Genomic DNA, 18,985 nt, shown 5'->3' with positions numbered 1-18,985 from the left:
TTTAAATAAAAAAGATCTTCTTTTAATTACCGGTGATCTCACCCACTTGGTCTATCACCGAAACTTGAGTAGAATTCTCCTCCCTTAATGCAACACTGAGCATTTTTATAACTAAAGGTTCATCACCATGTTTTATCCAGAACAATTTGACGTCATCATTATCGGTGGTGGTCACGCCGGTACCGAAGCGGCTATGGCAGCCGCTCGTATGGGTCGTCAAACCCTATTGCTGACCCACAATATTGACACTTTGGGCCAAATGTCATGTAACCCAGCCATTGGTGGAATCGGTAAAGGGCATCTGGTTAAAGAAATTGATGCGCTTGGTGGCTTAATGGCTAAAGCGACTGATCAAGCTGGTATCCAATTTAGAACTTTAAATGCCAGCAAAGGGCCCGCAGTTCGTGCAACACGTGCCCAAGCAGATAGGGTTCTCTATCGTCAAGCTGTACGCATGGCATTGGAAAACCAACCTAATCTAATGATCTTCCAACAACCTGTAGAAGATCTCATTGTTGAAAATGACACCGTTACTGGCGCAGTAACACGCATGGGCCTTAAGTTCAGAGCTAAAGCTGTTGTTTTGACTGTAGGAACATTTCTTGACGGTAAGATCCACATTGGTTTGGAAAATTATAGTGGTGGAAGAGCTGGTGATCCCCCAGCCATTTCGTTGGCACAGCGCTTACGTGAATTGCCTTTACGTGTAAACAGATTAAAAACAGGAACACCACCACGTATTGATGCCAGAACTATCGATTTTAGTCAGCTAACACAACAACTAGGTGATAATCCAACGCCAGTATTCTCTTTCCTTGGAAATGTGAAGCAACATCCACAACAAATACCGTGTTACATCACCCATACGAATGAAAAAACCCACGATGTGATCCGCAATAATTTAGATCGTAGCCCAATGTATACGGGGATCATTGAAGGGATCGGTCCTCGCTACTGCCCTTCAATCGAAGATAAGGTCATGCGTTTTGCGGATCGTGATGCCCACCAGATCTTCCTTGAACCTGAAGGATTGACTAGTAATGAAATCTATCCAAACGGTATTTCTACCAGCTTACCGTTTGACGTACAGATGCAAATTGTTCACTCCATGAAAGGAATGGAAAATGCTCGAATTATTCGTCCTGGTTATGCAATAGAATACGATTTCTTCGATCCAAGAGATCTGAAACAAACATTAGAAAGTAAATTTATCCACGGTCTATTTTTTGCTGGACAAATCAACGGCACGACGGGTTATGAAGAAGCGGCTGCTCAAGGACTCTTGGCAGGCCTTAATGCAGCTCGTTACGCTTCAGAAGAAGAAAGTTGGTTCCCTCGCCGTGATCAAGCTTATATTGGCGTTTTAGTTGACGATTTATGTACTTTAGGGACTAAAGAGCCGTACCGTATGTTTACTTCACGAGCCGAGTATCGCTTAATGTTACGTGAAGATAATGCAGACCTGCGTTTAACAGAAAAAGGCCGTGAGTTAGGTCTGGTAGATGATTCACGTTGGGAACATTATTGCCGTAAATTGGAAATGGTTGAACAAGAACGCCAGCGTTTACGTAATATTTGGATTCACCCTAATTCAAATAATCTTAATGATATAAACAATATATTGAAAATGCCATTGTCGAAAGAAGCTAATGGTGAAGATCTACTACGTCGTCCTGAAATGAACTATAAACTTTTGACCTCATTGCCCCTGTTTTCTCCAAGTCTTGAAGAACCACAAGCCGCTGATCAAGTTGAAATTCAGGTCAAATACGAGGGATATATTGCCCGTCAGCAGGAAGAAATCGAAAAGCAGCTACGTAATGAAAACACATCATTACCAGTCGATCTCGACTACCGCCAAATCAGCGGTCTTTCCAATGAAGTTGTCGCTAAACTCAATGATCATAAACCGAGTTCAATTGGTCAGGCTTCACGTATTTCAGGGGTAACACCTGCGGCAATTTCAATTTTACTTGTGTGGTTGAAAAAACAAGGATTATTGCGCCGCAGCTCCTGAGAGGATCTTGATTATGCTTAACAAACTAGAATTGTTGCTGACCAAAGCAGGAATAGAACTGTCACTACAGCAAAAACAGCAGCTTGTAGCCTATGTTGATATGCTCAATAAGTGGAATAAGGCTTACAATCTCACATCAGTACGTGAGCCAGAACAAATGCTGGTGCGTCATATCATGGACAGTATTGTTGTCAGCCCTTATCTGCAAGGCCATCGTTTTATTGATGTGGGCACGGGCCCGGGGTTGCCAGGTATTCCGTTAGCTATTGTTCGTCCAGATTCTCATTTCACATTGCTGGATAGTTTAGGCAAAAGAGTGAGATTTTTGCGTCAGGTTCAGCATGAACTTGATTTGGTAAATATCGAACCAGTACAAAGTAGGGTTGAAGCGTATTCTTCTGAACCACCTTTTGATGGCGTAATAAGCCGTGCTTTTGCTTCGTTAAAAGATATGGTCTCTTGGTGTAGTCATTTGCCTGAGCCTATTCATGGACGTTTCTATGCACTTAAAGGTGTGCTTCCAGAAGAGGAACTGACTATCTTGCCTTTTGGAATTTCTATCGATTCGGTTATTAAATTAAATGTTCCTGAACTGGAAGGGCAACGTCATTTGGTTATCCTTAAATCAAACTAATTTTGTTATTTGTCAATAAAGTTATAAATAATTAGTGATGTTGAGCACAATTATACTGTAGTCAGCATCGTTAATTATGGTTTGCATCGTTTCAGCTTTAATTTACCGAGTTATTACATAAAAATAACGTTATCTTGATATTAAGATAGTTGAACCTTTAAAAATCAGATAAAGCATTTTTTCATCAGATCCACTTTTTTAAACTAGCTAAAAATTAGCTTGGGAATTTAAGTCAATAATATAATCACTCTTTTGTATGGAATTAAATTAACCAATTGATTTTATTATTAATGTATTTTATTTTCATTTACTGTGAATGTTAAATATAATTAACAAATAAAAAATTTATGTGATTTAAATCACATTTGTGCCTGAAATGTATGAAATTATTAAAAACAAGAAATCAGCACAATCATTAGCTTGCAATCGGGCACTAAAATAAAAAATTTAAATAATTGTTCACCTTTTCGCTACTTATAGATTGAATTCATTTTGGTGGCCCGTATAATTTGCACGTTTTTGTCACTTGACACTCTTAAGCAAAGGCAGTTTTATACAACATTTAGCAAAACCTGATATGCAAGGCGTGCAAGGGGAGAAAACAAAAGTCATGTCTGTATCCCTTTACAGCGGTAAAATTGCACTGAAGCTGCTTTTTTTGCAGTTAATGACTTTTGTTGTTCTCAGTGTGGCTTTTTGCACCAAAAGTATAGAATGGGGCGCTTCTGCTTTTGCTGGTGGGTTAGCATGTTGGTTACCTAATGCCATATTCATGCTGTTTGCCAGTTTTCAAAAAGCAAAAGAAGAAGAGGTTCCTGTACGTATTGCGTGGTCTTTCGCTGTTGGCGAAGGGTTGAAAGTTATTATTACAATAGCTGTGCTGGTTGTTGCTTTAGGCGTGTTTAAAGCGGCGTTTGCACCACTAGGTTTAGCTTATTTAGCGGTGCTGATTGTGCAAATTATCGCACCTGCTGTGATAAACGATTAGGTTTTCAACAATAAAAGGGTAAGAGGCATCATGTCTGCATCAGGAGAAGTTTCAACTGCAAGGGACTACATAGGCCACCACCTGAATAACCTTCAGTTGGACCTACGTACCTTTGAGTTGGTCGATCCCAACTCTGGTGGTTCTGCAACGTTCTGGACGTTGAACATTGACTCGCTTTTTTTCTCAGTCGTATTAGGGATTTTATTTCTGTATGTATTCAGAAAGGTTGCGGTTAATGCCACCAGTGGCGTACCTGGCAAACTTCAGACTGCTATAGAATTGATCATGGGTTTTGTTGATAACAGCGTTCGTGATATGTATCACGGCAAGAGCAAGGTTATTGCCCCCTTGGCACTGACAGTGTTCGTTTGGGTGTTATTAATGAACGTGATGGACTTATTGCCAATCGATTTTCTCCCTTATATCGGTGAACATTTCTTTGGTTTACCTGCTCTGCGTGTCGTGCCAACAGCAGATGTCAGTGTTACCTTGTCGATGGCTATTGGTGTCTTTGTCCTCATCCTCTACTACAGCATTAAGATGAAAGGGATTGGTGGTTTTACAAAAGAGCTGACTTTACAGCCTTTTAATCATCCACTGTTTATTCCAATTAACTTAATTCTGGAAGGAGTTAGCCTGCTTTCAAAACCGGTATCACTCGGTCTGCGACTGTTTGGTAACATGTATGCGGGTGAATTGATCTTTATTCTTATAGCTGGTCTGTTACCGTGGTGGTCGCAGTGGTTACTCAGCCTGCCTTGGGCTATTTTCCACATACTGATTATTACGTTACAAGCCTTTATTTTCATGGTTCTGACGATTGTTTATCTGTCGATGGCATCTGAAGAACATTAATTTTTTACCACAATAACTAACTGTGTTTTAACTGAAACAAACTGGAGACTGTCATGGAAAACCTGAATATGGATCTGCTGTACATGGCTGCCGCTGTAATGATGGGCCTAGCGGCAATCGGTGCTGCGATCGGTATCGGCATCCTCGGAGGTAAATTTTTGGAAGGCGCTGCTCGTCAGCCAGATTTAATCCCTCTTCTGCGTACACAGTTCTTTATCGTTATGGGTCTGGTTGACGCCATCCCAATGATTGCTGTGGGCCTTGGCTTGTACGTAATGTTTGCTGTCGCGTAGTTTGTAGAAATAATCTGAAACTACGTCAACTCATTAATTTTAAAAGAGGTATTGTGCTGTGAATATTAATGCAACAATCCTCGGCCAGGCCATTGCGTTTGTCTTGTTTGTTATGTTCTGTATGAAGTTCGTATGGCCACCGATCATGGCGGCCATAGAAAAACGTCAAAAAGAAATTGCTGACGGTTTATCTTCTGCGGAACGTGCCAAAAAGGACCTGGACTTAGCGCAAGCCAATGCGACCGACCAAATGAAGAAAGCGAAAGTGGAAGCTCAGGTCATCATTGAACAGGCTAATAAACAAAAAGCCCAGATCCTTGATGATGCAAAAGCGGAAGCTGAGCAGGAACGTAACAGAATCGTAACGCAAGCTCAGGCAGAAATTGATGCCGAGCGTAAGCGTGCTCGGGAAGAGTTGCGTAAGCAGGTCGCTATGTTGGCTATCGCAGGTGCCGAGAAAATCATCGAACGTTCCGTGGATGAAGCTGCTAATAGCGACATCGTTGATAAACTGGTCGCTGAACTGTAAGGAGGGAGGGGCATGTCTGAATTTGCTACTGTAGCTCGCCCCTACGCCAAAGCAGCTTTTGACTTTGCTGTGGAAAAACAATCGCTTGAACAATGGCAGAATATGCTGGCGTTCACAGCTGAGGTGACTCGTAATGAGCAAGTTGGTGAGCTGCTTTCTGGTTCATTGGCATCGGAAACATTAGCTAATACCTTTATCGCAATTTGCGGTGAACAGGTCGATGAACATGCTCAGAACTTTATTCGTGTTATGGCAGAAAACGGTCGCTTATTGGCATTGCCGGAAGTTTTGCAGCAATTTATTCAATTGCGTGCATCACTTGAATCAACCGTTGATGTTGAAGTGATTTCTGCCACCGAACTGAGAGAACAACAGCTGGCTAAAATTTCTGTAGCGATGGAAAAACGTCTGTCACGCAAAGTTAAGCTGAATTGCAAAATTGATAAGTCTGTTATTGCTGGTGTGGTTGTCCGCGCAGGTGATTTGGTGATCGATGGCAGTATTCGTGGCCGTTTAGATCGCTTAACAGACGTCTTGCAGTCTTAAGGGGACTGGAGCATATGCAACTGAATTCCACCGAAATCAGCGAACTGATCAAGCAGCGCATTGCTCAGTTCAATGTAGTGAGTGAAGCTCACAATGAAGGTACGATTGTATCCGTTAACGACGGTATCATTCGTATTCACGGTTTAGCCGAAGTTATGCAGGGTGAGATGATCGCACTGCCTGGCAATCGTTATGCAATCGCATTGAACTTGGAGCGTGACTCCGTAGGTGCGGTTGTAATGGGTCCGTATGCTGACTTAGCAGAAGGTATGAAGGTCAAATGTACAGGCCGTATTCTTGAAGTACCTGTTGGTCGTGGTCTGCTTGGTCGTGTAGTAAACACGCTGGGTGAGCCAATTGATGGTAAAGGCCCTGTTGAGCATGATGGTTTCTCTGCTGTTGAAATGATCGCTCCTGGTGTTATTGATCGTCAATCTGTTGATCAGCCGGTACAAACTGGTTATAAATCCGTTGACGCTATGATCCCTATCGGTCGTGGTCAACGTGAACTGGTTATCGGTGACCGTCAGACGGGTAAAACAGCACTGGCTATTGACGCAATCATTAACCAACGTGACTCAGGCATAAAATGTGTCTATGTCGCAGTTGGTCAGAAAGCTTCTACTATTGCGAACGTTGTTCGTAAATTAGAGGAGCATGGTGCTCTTGCCAATACTATTGTGGTTGTTGCGACTGCTTCAGAATCTGCGGCATTACAATACCTGGCACCATATTCGGGTTGTGCAATGGGCGAATACTTCCGTGACCGCGGTGAAGATGCGCTGATTGTTTATGATGATTTGTCTAAGCAGGCTGTAGCTTATCGTCAAATTTCTCTGTTGCTCCGTCGTCCGCCAGGACGTGAAGCATTCCCAGGTGACGTTTTCTATCTGCACTCTCGTCTGCTGGAACGTGCTGCACGTGTTAATGCTGAATATGTGGAAAAATTCACCAATGGTGAAGTGAAAGGTAAAACCGGTTCTCTGACGGCCCTGCCTATCATTGAAACTCAGGCAGGTGATGTATCAGCATTCGTACCAACAAACGTTATTTCAATTACTGATGGTCAGATTTTCTTGGAATCTAGTTTGTTCAATGCGGGGATTCGTCCAGCAGTTAACCCAGGGATTTCCGTATCCCGTGTAGGTGGCGCTGCTCAGACTAAAATCGTTAAGAAACTGTCTGGGGGCATTCGTACTGCTCTGGCTCAATATCGCGAACTGGCAGCGTTTTCTCAGTTTGCTTCTGACCTTGATGATGCAACCCGTAAGCAGTTGGATCATGGTCAAAAAGTAACTGAATTGCTGAAACAGAAACAGTATGCGCCAATGTCTGTTGCACAGCAGTCATTGTCTCTGTTTTCTGCGGAACGTGGTTATCTGGAAGATATCGAAATTGCTAAGGTTATTGATTTCGAATCTGCGTTGCTTGCATATGCCAACCGTGAACATGCTGATCTTCTAAAAGAGATTGACCAGTCTGGTGGTTACAACGAAGAGATCGAAGCAAAGCTGAAAGCTCTGCTGGATTCCTTCAAGGCAACTCAGTCCTGGTAACACTATTCGGCCCGGTTTAATTAAACATGGGCCGTCTGGTTAATGAGGAGAATCAGGAATGGCCGGCGCAAAAGAGATACGTACCAAGATCGCCAGCGTGCAAAACACGCAAAAAATCACTAAAGCGATGGAGATGGTTGCTGCGTCCAAAATGCGTAAAACGCAGGATCGCATGGCGGCCAGCCGTCCTTATGCAGAAACCATACGCAGCGTGATTGGTCACCTTGCGTTAGGTAATCTGGAATATAAACATCCGTACCTTGAAGAGCGTGAAACCAAACGTGTCGGGTATCTGGTTGTTTCTACCGATCGTGGCTTGTGCGGTGGTTTGAATACTAATCTGTTCAAAAAACTGCTTTCAGAAATGAAAGACTGGTCTGATAAAGATGTCCAGTGTGAGCTGGCGCTTATCGGCTCTAAGGCTACCTCTTTCTTTGCTTCTGTTGGGGGTAACGTTGTTGCTCAGGTAACAGGCATGGGAGATAACCCTTCACTGTCTGAATTGATCGGGCCAGTGAATATCATGCTGCGGGCATACGATGAGGGACGTCTGGATAAACTGTATGTGGTGACAAACAAGTTCATCAATACAATGTCCCAGGAACCGACTATTACTCAGTTATTACCTCTGCCTGCCGGAGATGATGAAACACTGAAGAAGAAATCCTGGGATTATTTATACGAACCTGATCCTAAGGCGTTGCTAGATATACTGCTGCGTCGTTATGTAGAATCGCAGGTTTATCAGGGCGTCGTTGAAAACCTGGCTAGTGAACAGGCCGCACGAATGGTGGCGATGAAAGCCGCAACTGATAATGGTGGCAGCCTGATCAAAGAGTTGCAGTTGGTTTATAACAAAGCTCGTCAGGCCAGCATAACTCAGGAGCTGACCGAGATTGTCTCGGGTGCTTCCGCGGTTTAACAGCTAGGTTTATGAATTACGTAGAGGATTCAAGATGGCTACTGGAAAGATTATCCAGGTAATCGGCGCCGTGGTGGACGTCGAATTCCCTCAAGATACCGTACCAAAAGTATACGATGCTCTTGAGGTTCAAAACGGCGAAGCTAAGCTGGTGCTGGAAGTTCAGCAGCAGTTGGGCGGCGGCGTTGTTCGTTGTATTGCAATGGGTACTTCTGATGGCTTAAGCCGTGGTTTAAGTGTCACTGATTTAGGCCACCCAATTGAAGTTCCGGTTGGTAAAGCGACATTGGGCCGTATCATGAACGTATTGGGTGAACCAATCGACATGAAAGGCGATATCGGTGAAGAAGAGCGTTGGGCTATTCATCGTCCGGCTCCAAGCTATGAAGAATTATCTAACTCTCAAGAACTACTGGAAACCGGTATTAAGGTAATGGACCTAATTTGTCCATTCGCTAAGGGTGGTAAAGTTGGTCTGTTTGGTGGTGCGGGTGTAGGTAAAACCGTAAACATGATGGAGTTGATCCGTAACATTGCGATTGAGCATTCGGGTTACTCTGTATTTGCCGGTGTAGGTGAACGTACTCGTGAAGGTAACGACTTCTACCACGAAATGACTGACTCTAATGTACTGGATAAAGTATCTCTGGTATATGGTCAGATGAACGAGCCGCCAGGAAACCGTCTGCGTGTTGCGTTGACGGGTCTAACAATGGCTGAGAAGTTCCGTGATGAAGGCCGCGATGTTCTGTTATTTGTTGATAACATCTATCGTTATACCTTGGCAGGTACTGAAGTATCCGCACTACTTGGTCGTATGCCATCTGCGGTAGGTTATCAGCCAACTCTGGCGGAAGAAATGGGTGTTCTGCAAGAACGTATTACTTCTACCAAAACCGGCTCTATCACTTCCGTACAGGCTGTTTACGTACCTGCGGATGACTTGACTGACCCATCTCCAGCGACGACTTTCGCCCACTTGGACGCGACCGTAGTACTGAGCCGTCAAATTGCTTCTTTGGGTATTTATCCTGCGGTTGATCCGTTGGATTCTACCAGTCGTCAGCTCGATCCATTGGTTGTTGGTCAAGAGCACTATAATGTTGCTCGTGGCGTTCAGTCTATCCTGCAACGTTATCAGGAACTGAAAGATATTATCGCTATCTTGGGTATGGATGAACTGTCAGAAGACGATAAGCTAGTAGTTGCGCGTGCTCGTAAGATCCAGCGCTTCCTGTCTCAGCCGTTCTTCGTTGCAGAAGTCTTTACTGGTTCACCAGGTAAGTTCGTTTCCCTGAAAGATACTATCCGTGGCTTTAAAGGTATCTTAGACGGCGACTATGACCACCTACCAGAACAGGCATTCTACATGGTAGGTACCATCGAAGAAGCTGTGGAAAAAGCGAAGAAACTTTAATACGGCTGACCGGAGGTTGACATGGCTGCAATGACTTACCATCTGAATGTTGTCAGTGCTGAAAGCCGGATGTTTGAAGGCTTGGTACAGAAAATTCAGGTGACAGGTAGTGAAGGTGAACTGGGTATTTACCCAGGGCATGCTCCGCTACTGACTGCCATAAAACCTGGCATGGTACGTATTGTTAAGCAGTTCGGTGAAGAAGAGGTCATTTACCTTTCTGGGGGTATCCTTGAGGTACAACCGAGCGGCGTTATCGTACTGGCTGACACTGCGATCCGTGGTAAAGATTTGGATGAAGCTAAGGCGTTGGAATCTAAACGTAAAGCTGAAGAACACATCCGTAATTCTCACGGTGATGTTGACTATGCTCAGGCATCAGCTGAATTGTCTAAAGCGATTGCGAAACTTCGTGTAATCGAGTTAACAAAAAAAGCGATGTAATATAGGCAGTTAAATAAAAAAGCCAGTTGGTGCGAGCTAACTGGCTTTTTTGTATTGCGAAATATGTAGTAATTTATCTTATAAGCAGGTTTACTTTTCTCTCTTAAATTGGAGTTATCGGGTTTCTTATGTCTAACAGTGCAAAAAGTGTTGTGATCCTTGCCGCGGGTAAAGGAACCCGCATGTACTCTGATCTCCCTAAAGTGCTGCACTTGCTGGCCGGTAAACCTATGGTTCAGCATGTGATTGATACTGCAATGGCATTAGGGGCTAAAAATGTTCATCTAGTTTATGGACATGGTGGTGACCTGATAGAGCAAACCCTTTCTGATCAAACACTGAACTGGGTATTACAAGCAGAGCAGTTAGGGACTGGTCATGCGATGCAGCAGGCAGCACCACATTTCGCTGGTGATGAAGATATTTTAATATTGTATGGCGACGTACCGCTTATTGGTGCAGATACCCTTGAACGCCTACTCGCTGTTAAACCTGAGGGTGGTATCGGTTTATTGACAGCAATTTTGGACAATCCAACAGGTTATGGTCGTATTGTTCGTGAAAACGGAGAAGTAACGGGCATCATTGAGCAAAAAGACGCGACTGAAGAACAACGTAAAATCAATGAAATAAACACAGGTATTTTGGTTGCTAATGGTAGTGATTTAAAACGTTGGTTGTCCCAATTGGATAACAACAATGTTCAGGGTGAATATTACCTTACTGATGTGATTGCGTTGGCTTATAAAGAAGGTAGAAAAATTGAAGCGGTGCATCCAACTCGCTTGAGTGAAATGGAAGGTGTAAATAACCGTCTTCAACTTTCCGCTCTTGAACGGATTTATCAATCTGAGCAAGCGGAACAATTATTACTAGCGGGTGTTATGTTGTTGGATCCTGCCCGTTTTGATTTACGTGGTACATTAATTCATGGCCGTGATGTGGTTATTGACACTAATGTCATTATTGAGGGTAATGTAACCCTTGGTAATAACGTACAGATTGGTACCGGTTGTGTGTTGAAGAATTGCATCATTGGTGATGATTCTATTATTAGCCCCTATACAATAGTTGAAGATTCTGAAATGGAAACTGGTTGTACTGTTGGGCCTTTTGCACGTTTGCGTCCCGGTTCTAAACTTGCTGAAAAAGCCCATGTAGGGAATTTCGTTGAGATGAAGAAATCTTATCTGGGTAAAGGTTCTAAAGCTGGACATTTGACTTATCTTGGCGACGCAGATATTGGTCGTGATGTAAATATTGGTGCAGGTACTATTACCTGTAATTACGACGGCGCTAATAAATTTAAGACCATTATTGGTGACAATGTTTTTGTTGGCTCTGATACTCAGCTTGTTGCTCCGGTGATTGTTGCTAAAGGCGCTACAATCGGAGCGGGGACAACAGTGACAAAAAACATCGCTGAAAATGAGCTGGTTGTAAGCAGAACTAAACAAACACATATTCAAGGGTGGAAACGCCCTGTGAAGGAAAAAAAATAAAATAATAATCCCCACTCTACAGGCTCGGGGACCGGAAAAACCGGAAAACAATCAGGCTCTTGACATATAAAGGGCTTTCATCAGCCCTATTTTTAGGAATAAAACTGATGTGTGGAATTGTTGGTGCAGTAGCACAACGAGATATTGCCGAAATCCTGATTGAAGGACTTCGTCGTTTGGAATACCGTGGTTACGACTCCGCTGGTTTGGCGGTTGTTGATAACGAAAAAAATATGTTCCGCCTGCGTGAAGTCGGTAAGGTACAAGTACTTGCTGATGAGGTTGATAAGCAGCCAGTCCTTGGTGGGACAGGTATTGCTCATACCCGTTGGGCTACACACGGCGAACCGAACGAGAAAAATGCTCACCCGCATGTATCTGATTATATTGCTGTTGTTCACAACGGTATTATTGAAAACTATGAAGAATTACGCGTTCAATTAATTGCACTCGGTTATCAGTTTATCTCGGATACTGATACAGAAGTTATTGCTCACCTTGTTCATTGGGAACAAAAACAAGGTGGTACTTTGTTGGAAGCTATTCAACGAGTTATTCCTCGGTTGCGTGGTGCTTATGGTGCAGTCATCATGGATAGCCGTGATCCTGGAACAATAATTGCTGCAAGATCGGGCAGTCCTTTAGTTATAGGCTTGGGCGTTGGAGAAAACTTTCTGGCGTCTGATCAGTTGGCGCTATTGCCTGTTACTCGTCGTTTTATCTTCCTTGAGGAGGGGGATATCGCTGAAGTCACTCGTCGTACTGTGCGTATTTTTAATACTCAGGGCAAACCGGTTGAACGGGAACAGATTGAATCCAATATTCAGTACGATGCTGGTGACAAAGGTATCTACCGTCATTACATGCAAAAAGAGATCTATGAACAGCCAATGGCAATTAAAAGCACTTTGGAAAGGCGCTTGAGTCATGGACAAGTAGATCTGTCTGAACTTGGCCCTAATGCAGCTAAATTATTAGCTAAAGTAGAGCATATTCAGATTGTTGCCTGTGGTACATCCTATAACGCAGGTATGGTTTCCCGTTATTGGTTTGAAGCATTGGCTGGTATTCCTTGTGATGTGGAAATTGCTTCTGAATTTCGTTACCGCAAATCAGCACGCCGTTCAGGAAGCTTACTGATCACATTGTCTCAATCGGGTGAAACTGCGGATACATTAGCAGCACTGCGTTTATCCAAAGAACTTGGCTATCTCACATCGTTAACTGTCTGTAACGTAGCGGGTTCTTCATTAGTACGTGAATCTGATTTTGCTCTGATGACCAAAGCTGGTGCAGAAATTGGTGTTGCTTCAACTAAGGCATTTACAACTCAGTTGACAGTATTACTGATGCTGGTGGCTTACCTTGGACGTTTGAAAGGTGTTGATGCAGAACAGGAGCAAGAAATTGTTCATGCATTACATGCATTGCCAAGCCGTATCGAAGGCATGTTATCGAAAGATAAAATTATTGAAGTGCTGGCGGAAGATTTTTCTGACAAACACCACGCTTTATTCCTTGGCCGTGGTGATCAATATCCGATTGCGGTTGAAGGTGCTCTGAAATTAAAAGAGATTTCTTATATCCATGCTGAGGCTTATGCTGCCGGTGAATTAAAACATGGGCCATTGGCACTGATTGATGCAGATATGCCGGTTATCATTGTAGCACCGAACAATGAACTGCTAGAAAAACTGAAATCTAATATCGAAGAAGTACGTGCCCGTGGTGGATTGCTATATGTTTTTGCTGATCAGGACGCGGGTTTTACCGATAGTGAAGGAATGAAGATTATTCCATTGCCGCATGTTGAAGAGCTGATTGCACCAATATTTTATACAGTACCACTGCAATTGCTTTCCTATCATGTTGCTCTGATCAAAGGAACTGATGTTGATCAGCCTCGTAATTTGGCTAAATCAGTGACTGTAGAATAATCGTTTTATAGTAAGAAGTTGAAATAAGCCTCTGTACATTAAAAATACAGAGGCTTTTTTTTGAACTGAGAAAATTTCTCATTATTTTCTTGCCGATAAAAATAAATCACGCCATTGTAATGTTATATTATTACAATTTGGCGAAATTATGAAACCAGATATCCATCCAAACTATCGGGTAGTTGTATTTCACGATACCAGTGCTAATGCCTATTTTACAATTGGCTCCACGATTCGCACAGAACGGACAATTACTCTGAATGGGGAAGAGTATCCATATGTCACTGTTGATGTGTCATCGGAATCACACCCTTTCTATACGGGTAAGCAGAAAACTTTATCTCAGGAAGGCAGTACTGCGCGATTCCAGAAAAAATTCGGGCGTTTTATTGGTAATAAATAAATTGAGAGATCATGGAAAAATGCAGGTGTTAAGTTCACTTAAAACAGCAAAAACTCGTCATCCGGATTGTAAAATCGTCAGCCGTCGTGGTCGATTATATGTTATTTGTAAATCTAATCCGCGTTTTAAGGCAGTTCAGGGAAAGAAAAAGAGACGTTGATATCCAATTACTAATAGTAGAACTCGCAGCTTATAACTGCGGGTTTATTGTCCATATTTAATTTTACTTCTGATTATCTTAAAAATAACTGACCTAAACTTTATTTGGGAGTGTAGTTAGCGTAATTAAGTTTAAGATAAATAAGATTTAGATTTTATGCAAAATGAAACCTTATTAGTGCTTGTTGTATAGTATAAAGTTAAACCTTAAATTGGTTGCTTTTACTACAAATTTATCCTCCAAAATAGTTCATAATTTACTCTTATCAACACATTTTTTCATAAACCACAGTTCTGGTCATTTATTGACACCCGAATATAGCCAATCTTCGCCATATGTAACCCTGCCTAATACCAGTATGAGACTATTATTGTCGAAATTATCACGGGTTGGCGAGCTTTTAAAAACCTTGGTTTGATAGAAACGATGAATTTGGCTCAGGGAGCAGTGCAAAATAGCCGGAAAGTGAATGGCAAAGTTCTGACTGAGGATATCAATATTACGTCTCAGGATATCTTTAATGGGCAAGTGGTTTATTTGGGTGATAAGGCAAATTTGGATAACTACAAAATACCAGGAGTTTATTATCAAGATTACAATCTTTATGCTCAAAATGGTGCTAACTACCCTGAACCGCTTGCTGGTTCGCTTGTTGTTTTACAGGCTGCAGGGATCATTCAGCGTTATTTTGTTTATAACAGTAGTCGAGTATATACGCGCAGCCAATATCATAATTTACCGTGGACACCTTGGGCTCAAGAATATAACACGCTCAATAGACCCACGGCATCGGATATTCAGAGTGAACCGCGCTATACCACCACGATTGATCTTACTGGCCTAAGTACTGAACGCTATTATCCGGTTTGGTGGAGCCTCCCACCTAATGTCGGAGCGAATTCTTGGTTAACACTTCATAGACCCTATCCATATGATGCAGAAAAAAAACCATTCGGTGAAGGTGTGACACATGTTGCTGGACTACTTGTACAAATAGAAGGAGGAGATGTGCCATGGGGAGGTGATGCCCGCTATCTTAATATTAAACGCATAAATCAAACCTATCGTAAAACGGTAAAAGCAATCCATCATGCCATGATAAGCATCGCTAGACCCATTGACGGCAAATATCCCCTTTATGGTGATGTAAAATCCGGTGATATTGTAGATTGTTACGTTTATAGTGGTTGTTATTTACGTGGTGGTTTAACCTATTTTACGACAAGCAATTTTCAGTCAATCCATTATTCACGTGAAGAAGGAGAGGCAGAAATACATAGATGGTCAAGTGAAGATATTAAACGGGAAATGAAGTGGATGGTGAAATCATTAGCCATCAATGATCCATTATTAGGTGAAGAATATACTGATAATACAGTACCTTATTCTCTTGAATATGACGCGCGTTATCAAAAGAAACCGTAATGAGGATATATGATAATATTAAATAAATTAATAGACAAAAATGGCTATGAATATGTTAATGTGCCAGCTGAACCCCATCAATTAATCTCAATGGGTTTCAGTGCTCAAGAAGCTCAAGCATTATATCAGCAAGCCATTATCGAACAGAAAAATAAAACCTATCACCGCCAAAAATATTATTTATTAGAACAAGCAACAATTAAAATTTCACCATTGCAAGATGCTATTGATTTAGGCATTGCTACTGATAGTGAAATAACAATGTTGATGGAGTTGAAAAAATATCGCGTGGCGTTAAATAGAATGGATACCACGGCAAAAGATATTAAGTGGCCGGAAAAACCAGAATAAAATTAATCATTTTTAAGGTGGTGATTTGTTAATTTAATTAAAATTTAACATTGAAATTTATAAATAGCCATCCATATTGAGTTGGCTGTTTATATAATTTTAAAAACTTTCCATTCTATATTCAAAACAACACCAATGATTAAAAACAATCAACTATAATTTCCTTGTTATTATTAGTGATTTTTGTAGGATACTAGAAGACATTGAATGTTAATGTTTTAATTACAACAACATGTAATTAAATATAAATACATAAATTACTGAAATTAATTGTGAGATTTTTATTTCAAGAATTAAAAACGTTTACTGAAAAAGCTGTTGATTAATTTAATATAAAAATGGTTTCAGAAATGATAAACTCCTACAATTTAGTTTATAAGTCTTAAATCTACGGCCTGAAAAACAGGCCGTTATTATTTATTCTGGTTTTTCAGGCCAGTTAATATCTGGTGCTGATGAAATGTCAATCCGGCTAAGCAATACTAAATACTTTTTCCAATCTAACAACAATAATTTTTCTTTTTCTGAAACCAACTCAATATCTACAGCATGTTGTAATAATGTAACTGTTTCATTCGCTTGTCGTAATAGTGCTACCCGCTGCTGATCTGCCTGTTTAATCTGGCTATCCTTTATTGCATATTTGTCAGTTACCCACTGTTTACCATCCCATTTATCAAAATCAGTGACAGGTTGTTTGAATGTCAGAGATTCTGGTAGTTCACCTAACTCTGTAATTTCATATTGTGCTAAGGTTTGTGTGTTATAAACTATTTTTCCTCGGTAATCAGGTACAATTTGCCAACAACTTTTATCTTCGCTGCGGCAAACAGCCATGTCATCAGAATCTGGAAGTTGTGGTGCATCTGGATAAGAATTGGCAGGAAGTCCCACTCCTTCCATTAAATATTCTGGTCTGGCACCAATAAATTCTCTGGAATAAGGCTCTGCATGGTAGATTATCAACCAACCGGCTTTGGTTGCTAATCCATTATTTCCCAATATTGCGGTTTCTAGTTCTAGGGAATATTTTTGTTTCTGTGTTATCATTACGCTGCTCTCACTATATAGTTAAATGCGATATTACGGGGACGTACTCTAAATGTAGATAATGAAACTGAACCAGTAGGATTTAATGGGGTCGAAAAATATTGGCCGCTCCCGAATTCTGCTTCCTCAAAATCACTAGCCATAATTTCTGATGGATAATTACTTGAAAAATGATTAATAGGAGGAGATACCAGTAGCCCTATATTTTCAGAGGCTGCATGGGTGTAAAGATTCGGTAACTTTGTTGAATTCTGATGAGATAAAATCTCCCGCCCAGAATCAATACTTCTCCCATTATCCCAACCTCGAATAAATTCACCACGTAGATCAGGGAGTGCACCAGAGGGATATGCTTCCCCTAATTTAGGGTACATAGATTTGTCAAACTGCTGACCACTACAAATAAGATAACCTGCTGGTGCAGTTGGTTTAGACCACGGTAGTGGAATACCAACAAGAATATCATCCTCTGTTAATATTTTACGTTTCCCCCTAAAGTTACCACTTTCATCGAAAGCATAAGTAGAAACGCTGAATGCTTCTGAATAACCGCCATATCCGAAAGAAAGCCCACGAGCGTGCTGCGGACTATCAACGTCAGGATGAGCTATATGAATTGCTAATGCCCCCAGATTATCAATTCCATTGGGCCTCAAAAATCCCGAACGCCCCAAATGACGTGAATTAGGATCATCATAATAGTTTGCGGTTTTAACTAATATATAACCTGATGTTTTTGTATCGGTATTTAACTGAATAAATCGACTGTCAGACTCTGATTTAGAATAATGTTCATTAGCTATTGCAATATAGCCACTCTTTCGAGGGAGGTGAACAACATTTATATTTGAGGAATTAGACTCACGATGTCCTATTGCACAAAAAGATCCTTCTTCATGAGAAGTAGTTTCTATGAAAACATATCGGCCATCTCCCTTTGTTAGTGACAAACTGGAATAATTTCCACCTGTTTTAATATTGTGATTGCCTGATGTGAATGATTCAGTTGAGTCCTTAGGAAGAGCATTTTTCGCCAAATTCATCGTTTCTATCAAACCAAGGTTTTTAAAAACTCGCCAATCCGTGATAATTTCGACAATAATAGTCTCATACTGGTATTAGGCAGGGTTACATATGGCGAAGATTGGCTATATTCGGGTGTCAACAAATGACCAAAACAGTGATTTACAGCGAAACGCATTGATAAGTATAAATTGTGAGCAAATTTTTGAGGATAAAATTAGTGGAAAAACATCCAACAGACCAGGTTTAAAACGAGCTTTAAAACAACTTAAAAAAGGTGACACTCTAGTTGTTTGGAAACTAGATAGATTGGGGCGTAGCGTAAAAAATATGGTAACTTTAATTTCTGATTTAAGTGAACGCGGTATTCATTTTCAAAGCTTGACTGATAGCATTGATACCAGCACTTCTATGGGGCGATTTTTCTTTCACATTATGAGTGCACTAGCTGAAATGGAACGGGAATTAATCGTTGAAAGAACGAATGCAGGATTAATAGCGGCTCGTGCCCAAGGGCGAATTGGTGGTAGACCAGTATCACTTTCATTCGTTGAACAACAACAAGCAGCAAGATTGCTGGCGAAAGGCCACACACGGAAACAGTTATCATTAATTTACAACATATCGTTATCTACAATATATAAATATTTTCCAGTAAATAAAACAAATTGTCGATCAAATTAGTATTTGCAGTGCGGCTAGTTAAATGTTTAATTTTGTATTCGTAATGTCCAAGGCTAATTGGTTATTAATTTATGCAAAATATATCACGTTTCTTTTCTATACAAAAAACGTCTGCCGCACTATAAGATAAAGAAACAACGGAATAAGTTGACAATCAGCTATTGCTAGCAAAAGAATCTATTGTGTATGAAATCCACTGCATCTGGACGTTTTTAGGTAACGAATTGCCATCAGCATAGGATTTATACA

At 41.2% G+C, this 18,985-nt stretch carries 20 protein-coding genes; 18 read left to right on the top strand and 2 right to left on the bottom strand.

Going from position 1 to position 18,985, the window contains the following annotated elements:
- Positions 1-127: 127 nt before the first annotated feature.
- From mnmG to PluTT01m_RS27315, 17 genes are all read left to right on the top strand, one after another.
- Positions 128-2,017, top strand: coding sequence for a tRNA uridine-5-carboxymethylaminomethyl(34) synthesis enzyme MnmG (mnmG, locus tag PluTT01m_RS00245; protein WP_109791223.1), 1,890 nt, complete (start codon positions 128-130; stop codon positions 2,015-2,017).
- A gap of 13 nt (positions 2,018-2,030) precedes the next feature.
- A complete protein-coding gene (gene rsmG / locus PluTT01m_RS00240) occupies positions 2,031-2,651 on the top strand; it encodes a 16S rRNA (guanine(527)-N(7))-methyltransferase RsmG (RefSeq protein WP_011144460.1) in 621 nt (206 codons plus the stop codon).
- A 610-nt stretch (positions 2,652-3,261) separates the two neighbouring features.
- Complete coding sequence (gene atpI / locus PluTT01m_RS00235; RefSeq protein ID WP_011144459.1) at positions 3,262-3,639, top strand: F0F1 ATP synthase subunit I; 378 nt, start codon at positions 3,262-3,264, stop codon at positions 3,637-3,639.
- A gap of 30 nt (positions 3,640-3,669) precedes the next feature.
- The gene (atpB, locus tag PluTT01m_RS00230) at positions 3,670-4,494 is read left to right on the top strand and encodes a F0F1 ATP synthase subunit A (protein WP_011144458.1); all 825 of its coding nucleotides are present in this window, start codon (positions 3,670-3,672) and stop codon (positions 4,492-4,494) included.
- Between the two features lie 53 nt (positions 4,495-4,547).
- Positions 4,548-4,787, top strand: coding sequence for a F0F1 ATP synthase subunit C (gene atpE / locus PluTT01m_RS00225; protein ID WP_000429386.1), 240 nt, complete (start codon positions 4,548-4,550; stop codon positions 4,785-4,787).
- A gap of 58 nt (positions 4,788-4,845) precedes the next feature.
- The gene (gene atpF / locus PluTT01m_RS00220; RefSeq protein ID WP_011144457.1) at positions 4,846-5,316 is read left to right on the top strand and encodes a F0F1 ATP synthase subunit B; all 471 of its coding nucleotides are present in this window, start codon (positions 4,846-4,848) and stop codon (positions 5,314-5,316) included.
- A 12-nt stretch (positions 5,317-5,328) separates the two neighbouring features.
- A complete protein-coding gene (atpH, locus tag PluTT01m_RS00215) occupies positions 5,329-5,862 on the top strand; it encodes a F0F1 ATP synthase subunit delta (RefSeq protein ID WP_011144456.1) in 534 nt (177 codons plus the stop codon).
- Positions 5,863-5,876: 14 nt separating this feature from the next.
- The gene (gene atpA / locus PluTT01m_RS00210; RefSeq protein ID WP_011144455.1) at positions 5,877-7,418 is read left to right on the top strand and encodes a F0F1 ATP synthase subunit alpha; all 1,542 of its coding nucleotides are present in this window, start codon (positions 5,877-5,879) and stop codon (positions 7,416-7,418) included.
- Between the two features lie 58 nt (positions 7,419-7,476).
- Positions 7,477-8,340 carry a F0F1 ATP synthase subunit gamma gene (gene atpG, locus PluTT01m_RS00205; RefSeq protein ID WP_011144454.1) on the top strand — a complete coding sequence of 288 codons (864 nt, stop codon included), beginning with the start codon at positions 7,477-7,479 and terminating at the stop codon, positions 8,338-8,340.
- 34 nt (positions 8,341-8,374) lie between these two features.
- Positions 8,375-9,757, top strand: a complete 1,383-nt coding sequence (atpD, locus tag PluTT01m_RS00200) for a F0F1 ATP synthase subunit beta (RefSeq protein ID WP_011144453.1) — start codon at positions 8,375-8,377, stop codon at positions 9,755-9,757.
- A gap of 21 nt (positions 9,758-9,778) precedes the next feature.
- Entirely contained in the window at positions 9,779-10,201 is a 423-nt protein-coding gene (locus tag PluTT01m_RS00195) for a F0F1 ATP synthase subunit epsilon (protein WP_011144452.1), read from the top strand.
- Positions 10,202-10,329: 128 nt separating this feature from the next.
- Complete coding sequence (gene glmU / locus PluTT01m_RS00190) at positions 10,330-11,703, top strand: bifunctional UDP-N-acetylglucosamine diphosphorylase/glucosamine-1-phosphate N-acetyltransferase GlmU (RefSeq protein WP_011144451.1); 1,374 nt, start codon at positions 10,330-10,332, stop codon at positions 11,701-11,703.
- Between the two features lie 107 nt (positions 11,704-11,810).
- Positions 11,811-13,640: a glutamine--fructose-6-phosphate transaminase (isomerizing) gene (glmS, locus tag PluTT01m_RS00185; protein ID WP_011144450.1), complete on the top strand. Its 1,830-nt coding sequence runs from the start codon at positions 11,811-11,813 to the stop codon at positions 13,638-13,640.
- A gap of 148 nt (positions 13,641-13,788) precedes the next feature.
- Positions 13,789-14,043, top strand: coding sequence for a type B 50S ribosomal protein L31 (locus tag PluTT01m_RS00180; RefSeq protein ID WP_011144449.1), 255 nt, complete (start codon positions 13,789-13,791; stop codon positions 14,041-14,043).
- A gap of 19 nt (positions 14,044-14,062) precedes the next feature.
- Complete coding sequence (ykgO, locus tag PluTT01m_RS00175) at positions 14,063-14,203, top strand: type B 50S ribosomal protein L36 (protein WP_011144448.1); 141 nt, start codon at positions 14,063-14,065, stop codon at positions 14,201-14,203.
- 426 nt (positions 14,204-14,629) lie between these two features.
- On the top strand, positions 14,630-15,628 hold the full coding sequence (locus tag PluTT01m_RS27320; RefSeq protein ID WP_049789711.1) for a pyocin knob domain-containing protein: 999 nt from the start codon (positions 14,630-14,632) through the stop codon (positions 15,626-15,628).
- Between the two features lie 9 nt (positions 15,629-15,637).
- The gene (locus tag PluTT01m_RS27315; RefSeq protein WP_011144445.1) at positions 15,638-15,979 is read left to right on the top strand and encodes a tail fiber assembly protein; all 342 of its coding nucleotides are present in this window, start codon (positions 15,638-15,640) and stop codon (positions 15,977-15,979) included.
- Positions 15,980-16,396: 417 nt separating this feature from the next.
- Here PluTT01m_RS27315 and PluTT01m_RS00160 read toward each other — a convergent pair whose 3' ends face one another.
- Positions 16,397-17,029 carry a tail fiber assembly protein gene (locus PluTT01m_RS00160; protein ID WP_041379846.1) on the bottom strand — a complete coding sequence of 211 codons (633 nt, stop codon included), beginning with the start codon at positions 17,027-17,029 and terminating at the stop codon, positions 16,397-16,399.
- The gene (locus PluTT01m_RS00155; protein WP_049789712.1) at positions 17,029-18,072 is read right to left on the bottom strand and encodes a phage tail protein; all 1,044 of its coding nucleotides are present in this window, start codon (positions 18,070-18,072) and stop codon (positions 17,029-17,031) included. Before PluTT01m_RS00155 ends, PluTT01m_RS00160 begins: the two co-directional genes overlap by 1 nt.
- A 91-nt stretch (positions 18,073-18,163) precedes the next feature.
- Between PluTT01m_RS00155 and PluTT01m_RS00150 the strand changes: the two genes are divergently transcribed.
- Positions 18,164-18,736 carry a recombinase family protein gene (locus PluTT01m_RS00150; RefSeq protein WP_011144442.1) on the top strand — a complete coding sequence of 191 codons (573 nt, stop codon included), beginning with the start codon at positions 18,164-18,166 and terminating at the stop codon, positions 18,734-18,736.
- The last annotated feature ends 249 nt before the right edge of the window (positions 18,737-18,985 follow it).

Source organism: Photorhabdus laumondii subsp. laumondii (genome assembly GCF_003343245.1).
Classification (GTDB): Bacteria; Pseudomonadota; Gammaproteobacteria; order Enterobacterales; family Enterobacteriaceae; genus Photorhabdus; species Photorhabdus laumondii.
This window is presented reverse-complemented; position numbering and strand designations above follow the sequence as displayed.

Bases quoted from the DNA above. Each gene is read 5' to 3' on its own strand.
- mnmG (WP_109791223.1), top strand. From the start codon at position 128: ATGTTTTATCCAGAACAATTTGACGTCATCATTATCGGTGGTGGTCAC.
- rsmG (WP_011144460.1), top strand. From the start codon at position 2,031: ATGCTTAACAAACTAGAATTGTTGCTGACCAAAGCAGGAATAGAACTG.
- atpI (WP_011144459.1), top strand. From the start codon at position 3,262: ATGTCTGTATCCCTTTACAGCGGTAAAATTGCACTGAAGCTGCTTTTT.
- atpB (WP_011144458.1), top strand. From the start codon at position 3,670: ATGTCTGCATCAGGAGAAGTTTCAACTGCAAGGGACTACATAGGCCAC.
- atpE (WP_000429386.1), top strand. From the start codon at position 4,548: ATGGAAAACCTGAATATGGATCTGCTGTACATGGCTGCCGCTGTAATG.
- atpH (WP_011144456.1), top strand. From the start codon at position 5,329: ATGTCTGAATTTGCTACTGTAGCTCGCCCCTACGCCAAAGCAGCTTTT.
- atpA (WP_011144455.1), top strand. From the start codon at position 5,877: ATGCAACTGAATTCCACCGAAATCAGCGAACTGATCAAGCAGCGCATT.
- atpG (WP_011144454.1), top strand. From the start codon at position 7,477: ATGGCCGGCGCAAAAGAGATACGTACCAAGATCGCCAGCGTGCAAAAC.
- atpD (WP_011144453.1), top strand. From the start codon at position 8,375: ATGGCTACTGGAAAGATTATCCAGGTAATCGGCGCCGTGGTGGACGTC.
- PluTT01m_RS00195 (WP_011144452.1), top strand. From the start codon at position 9,779: ATGGCTGCAATGACTTACCATCTGAATGTTGTCAGTGCTGAAAGCCGG.
- glmU (WP_011144451.1), top strand. From the start codon at position 10,330: ATGTCTAACAGTGCAAAAAGTGTTGTGATCCTTGCCGCGGGTAAAGGA.
- glmS (WP_011144450.1), top strand. From the start codon at position 11,811: ATGTGTGGAATTGTTGGTGCAGTAGCACAACGAGATATTGCCGAAATC.
- PluTT01m_RS00180 (WP_011144449.1), top strand. From the start codon at position 13,789: ATGAAACCAGATATCCATCCAAACTATCGGGTAGTTGTATTTCACGAT.
- ykgO (WP_011144448.1), top strand. From the start codon at position 14,063: ATGCAGGTGTTAAGTTCACTTAAAACAGCAAAAACTCGTCATCCGGAT.
- PluTT01m_RS27320 (WP_049789711.1), top strand. From the start codon at position 14,630: ATGAATTTGGCTCAGGGAGCAGTGCAAAATAGCCGGAAAGTGAATGGC.
- PluTT01m_RS27315 (WP_011144445.1), top strand. From the start codon at position 15,638: ATGATAATATTAAATAAATTAATAGACAAAAATGGCTATGAATATGTT.
- PluTT01m_RS00160 (WP_041379846.1), bottom strand. From the start codon at position 17,029: ATGATAACACAGAAACAAAAATATTCCCTAGAACTAGAAACCGCAATA.
- PluTT01m_RS00155 (WP_049789712.1), bottom strand. From the start codon at position 18,072: ATGAATTTGGCGAAAAATGCTCTTCCTAAGGACTCAACTGAATCATTC.
- PluTT01m_RS00150 (WP_011144442.1), top strand. From the start codon at position 18,164: ATGGCGAAGATTGGCTATATTCGGGTGTCAACAAATGACCAAAACAGT.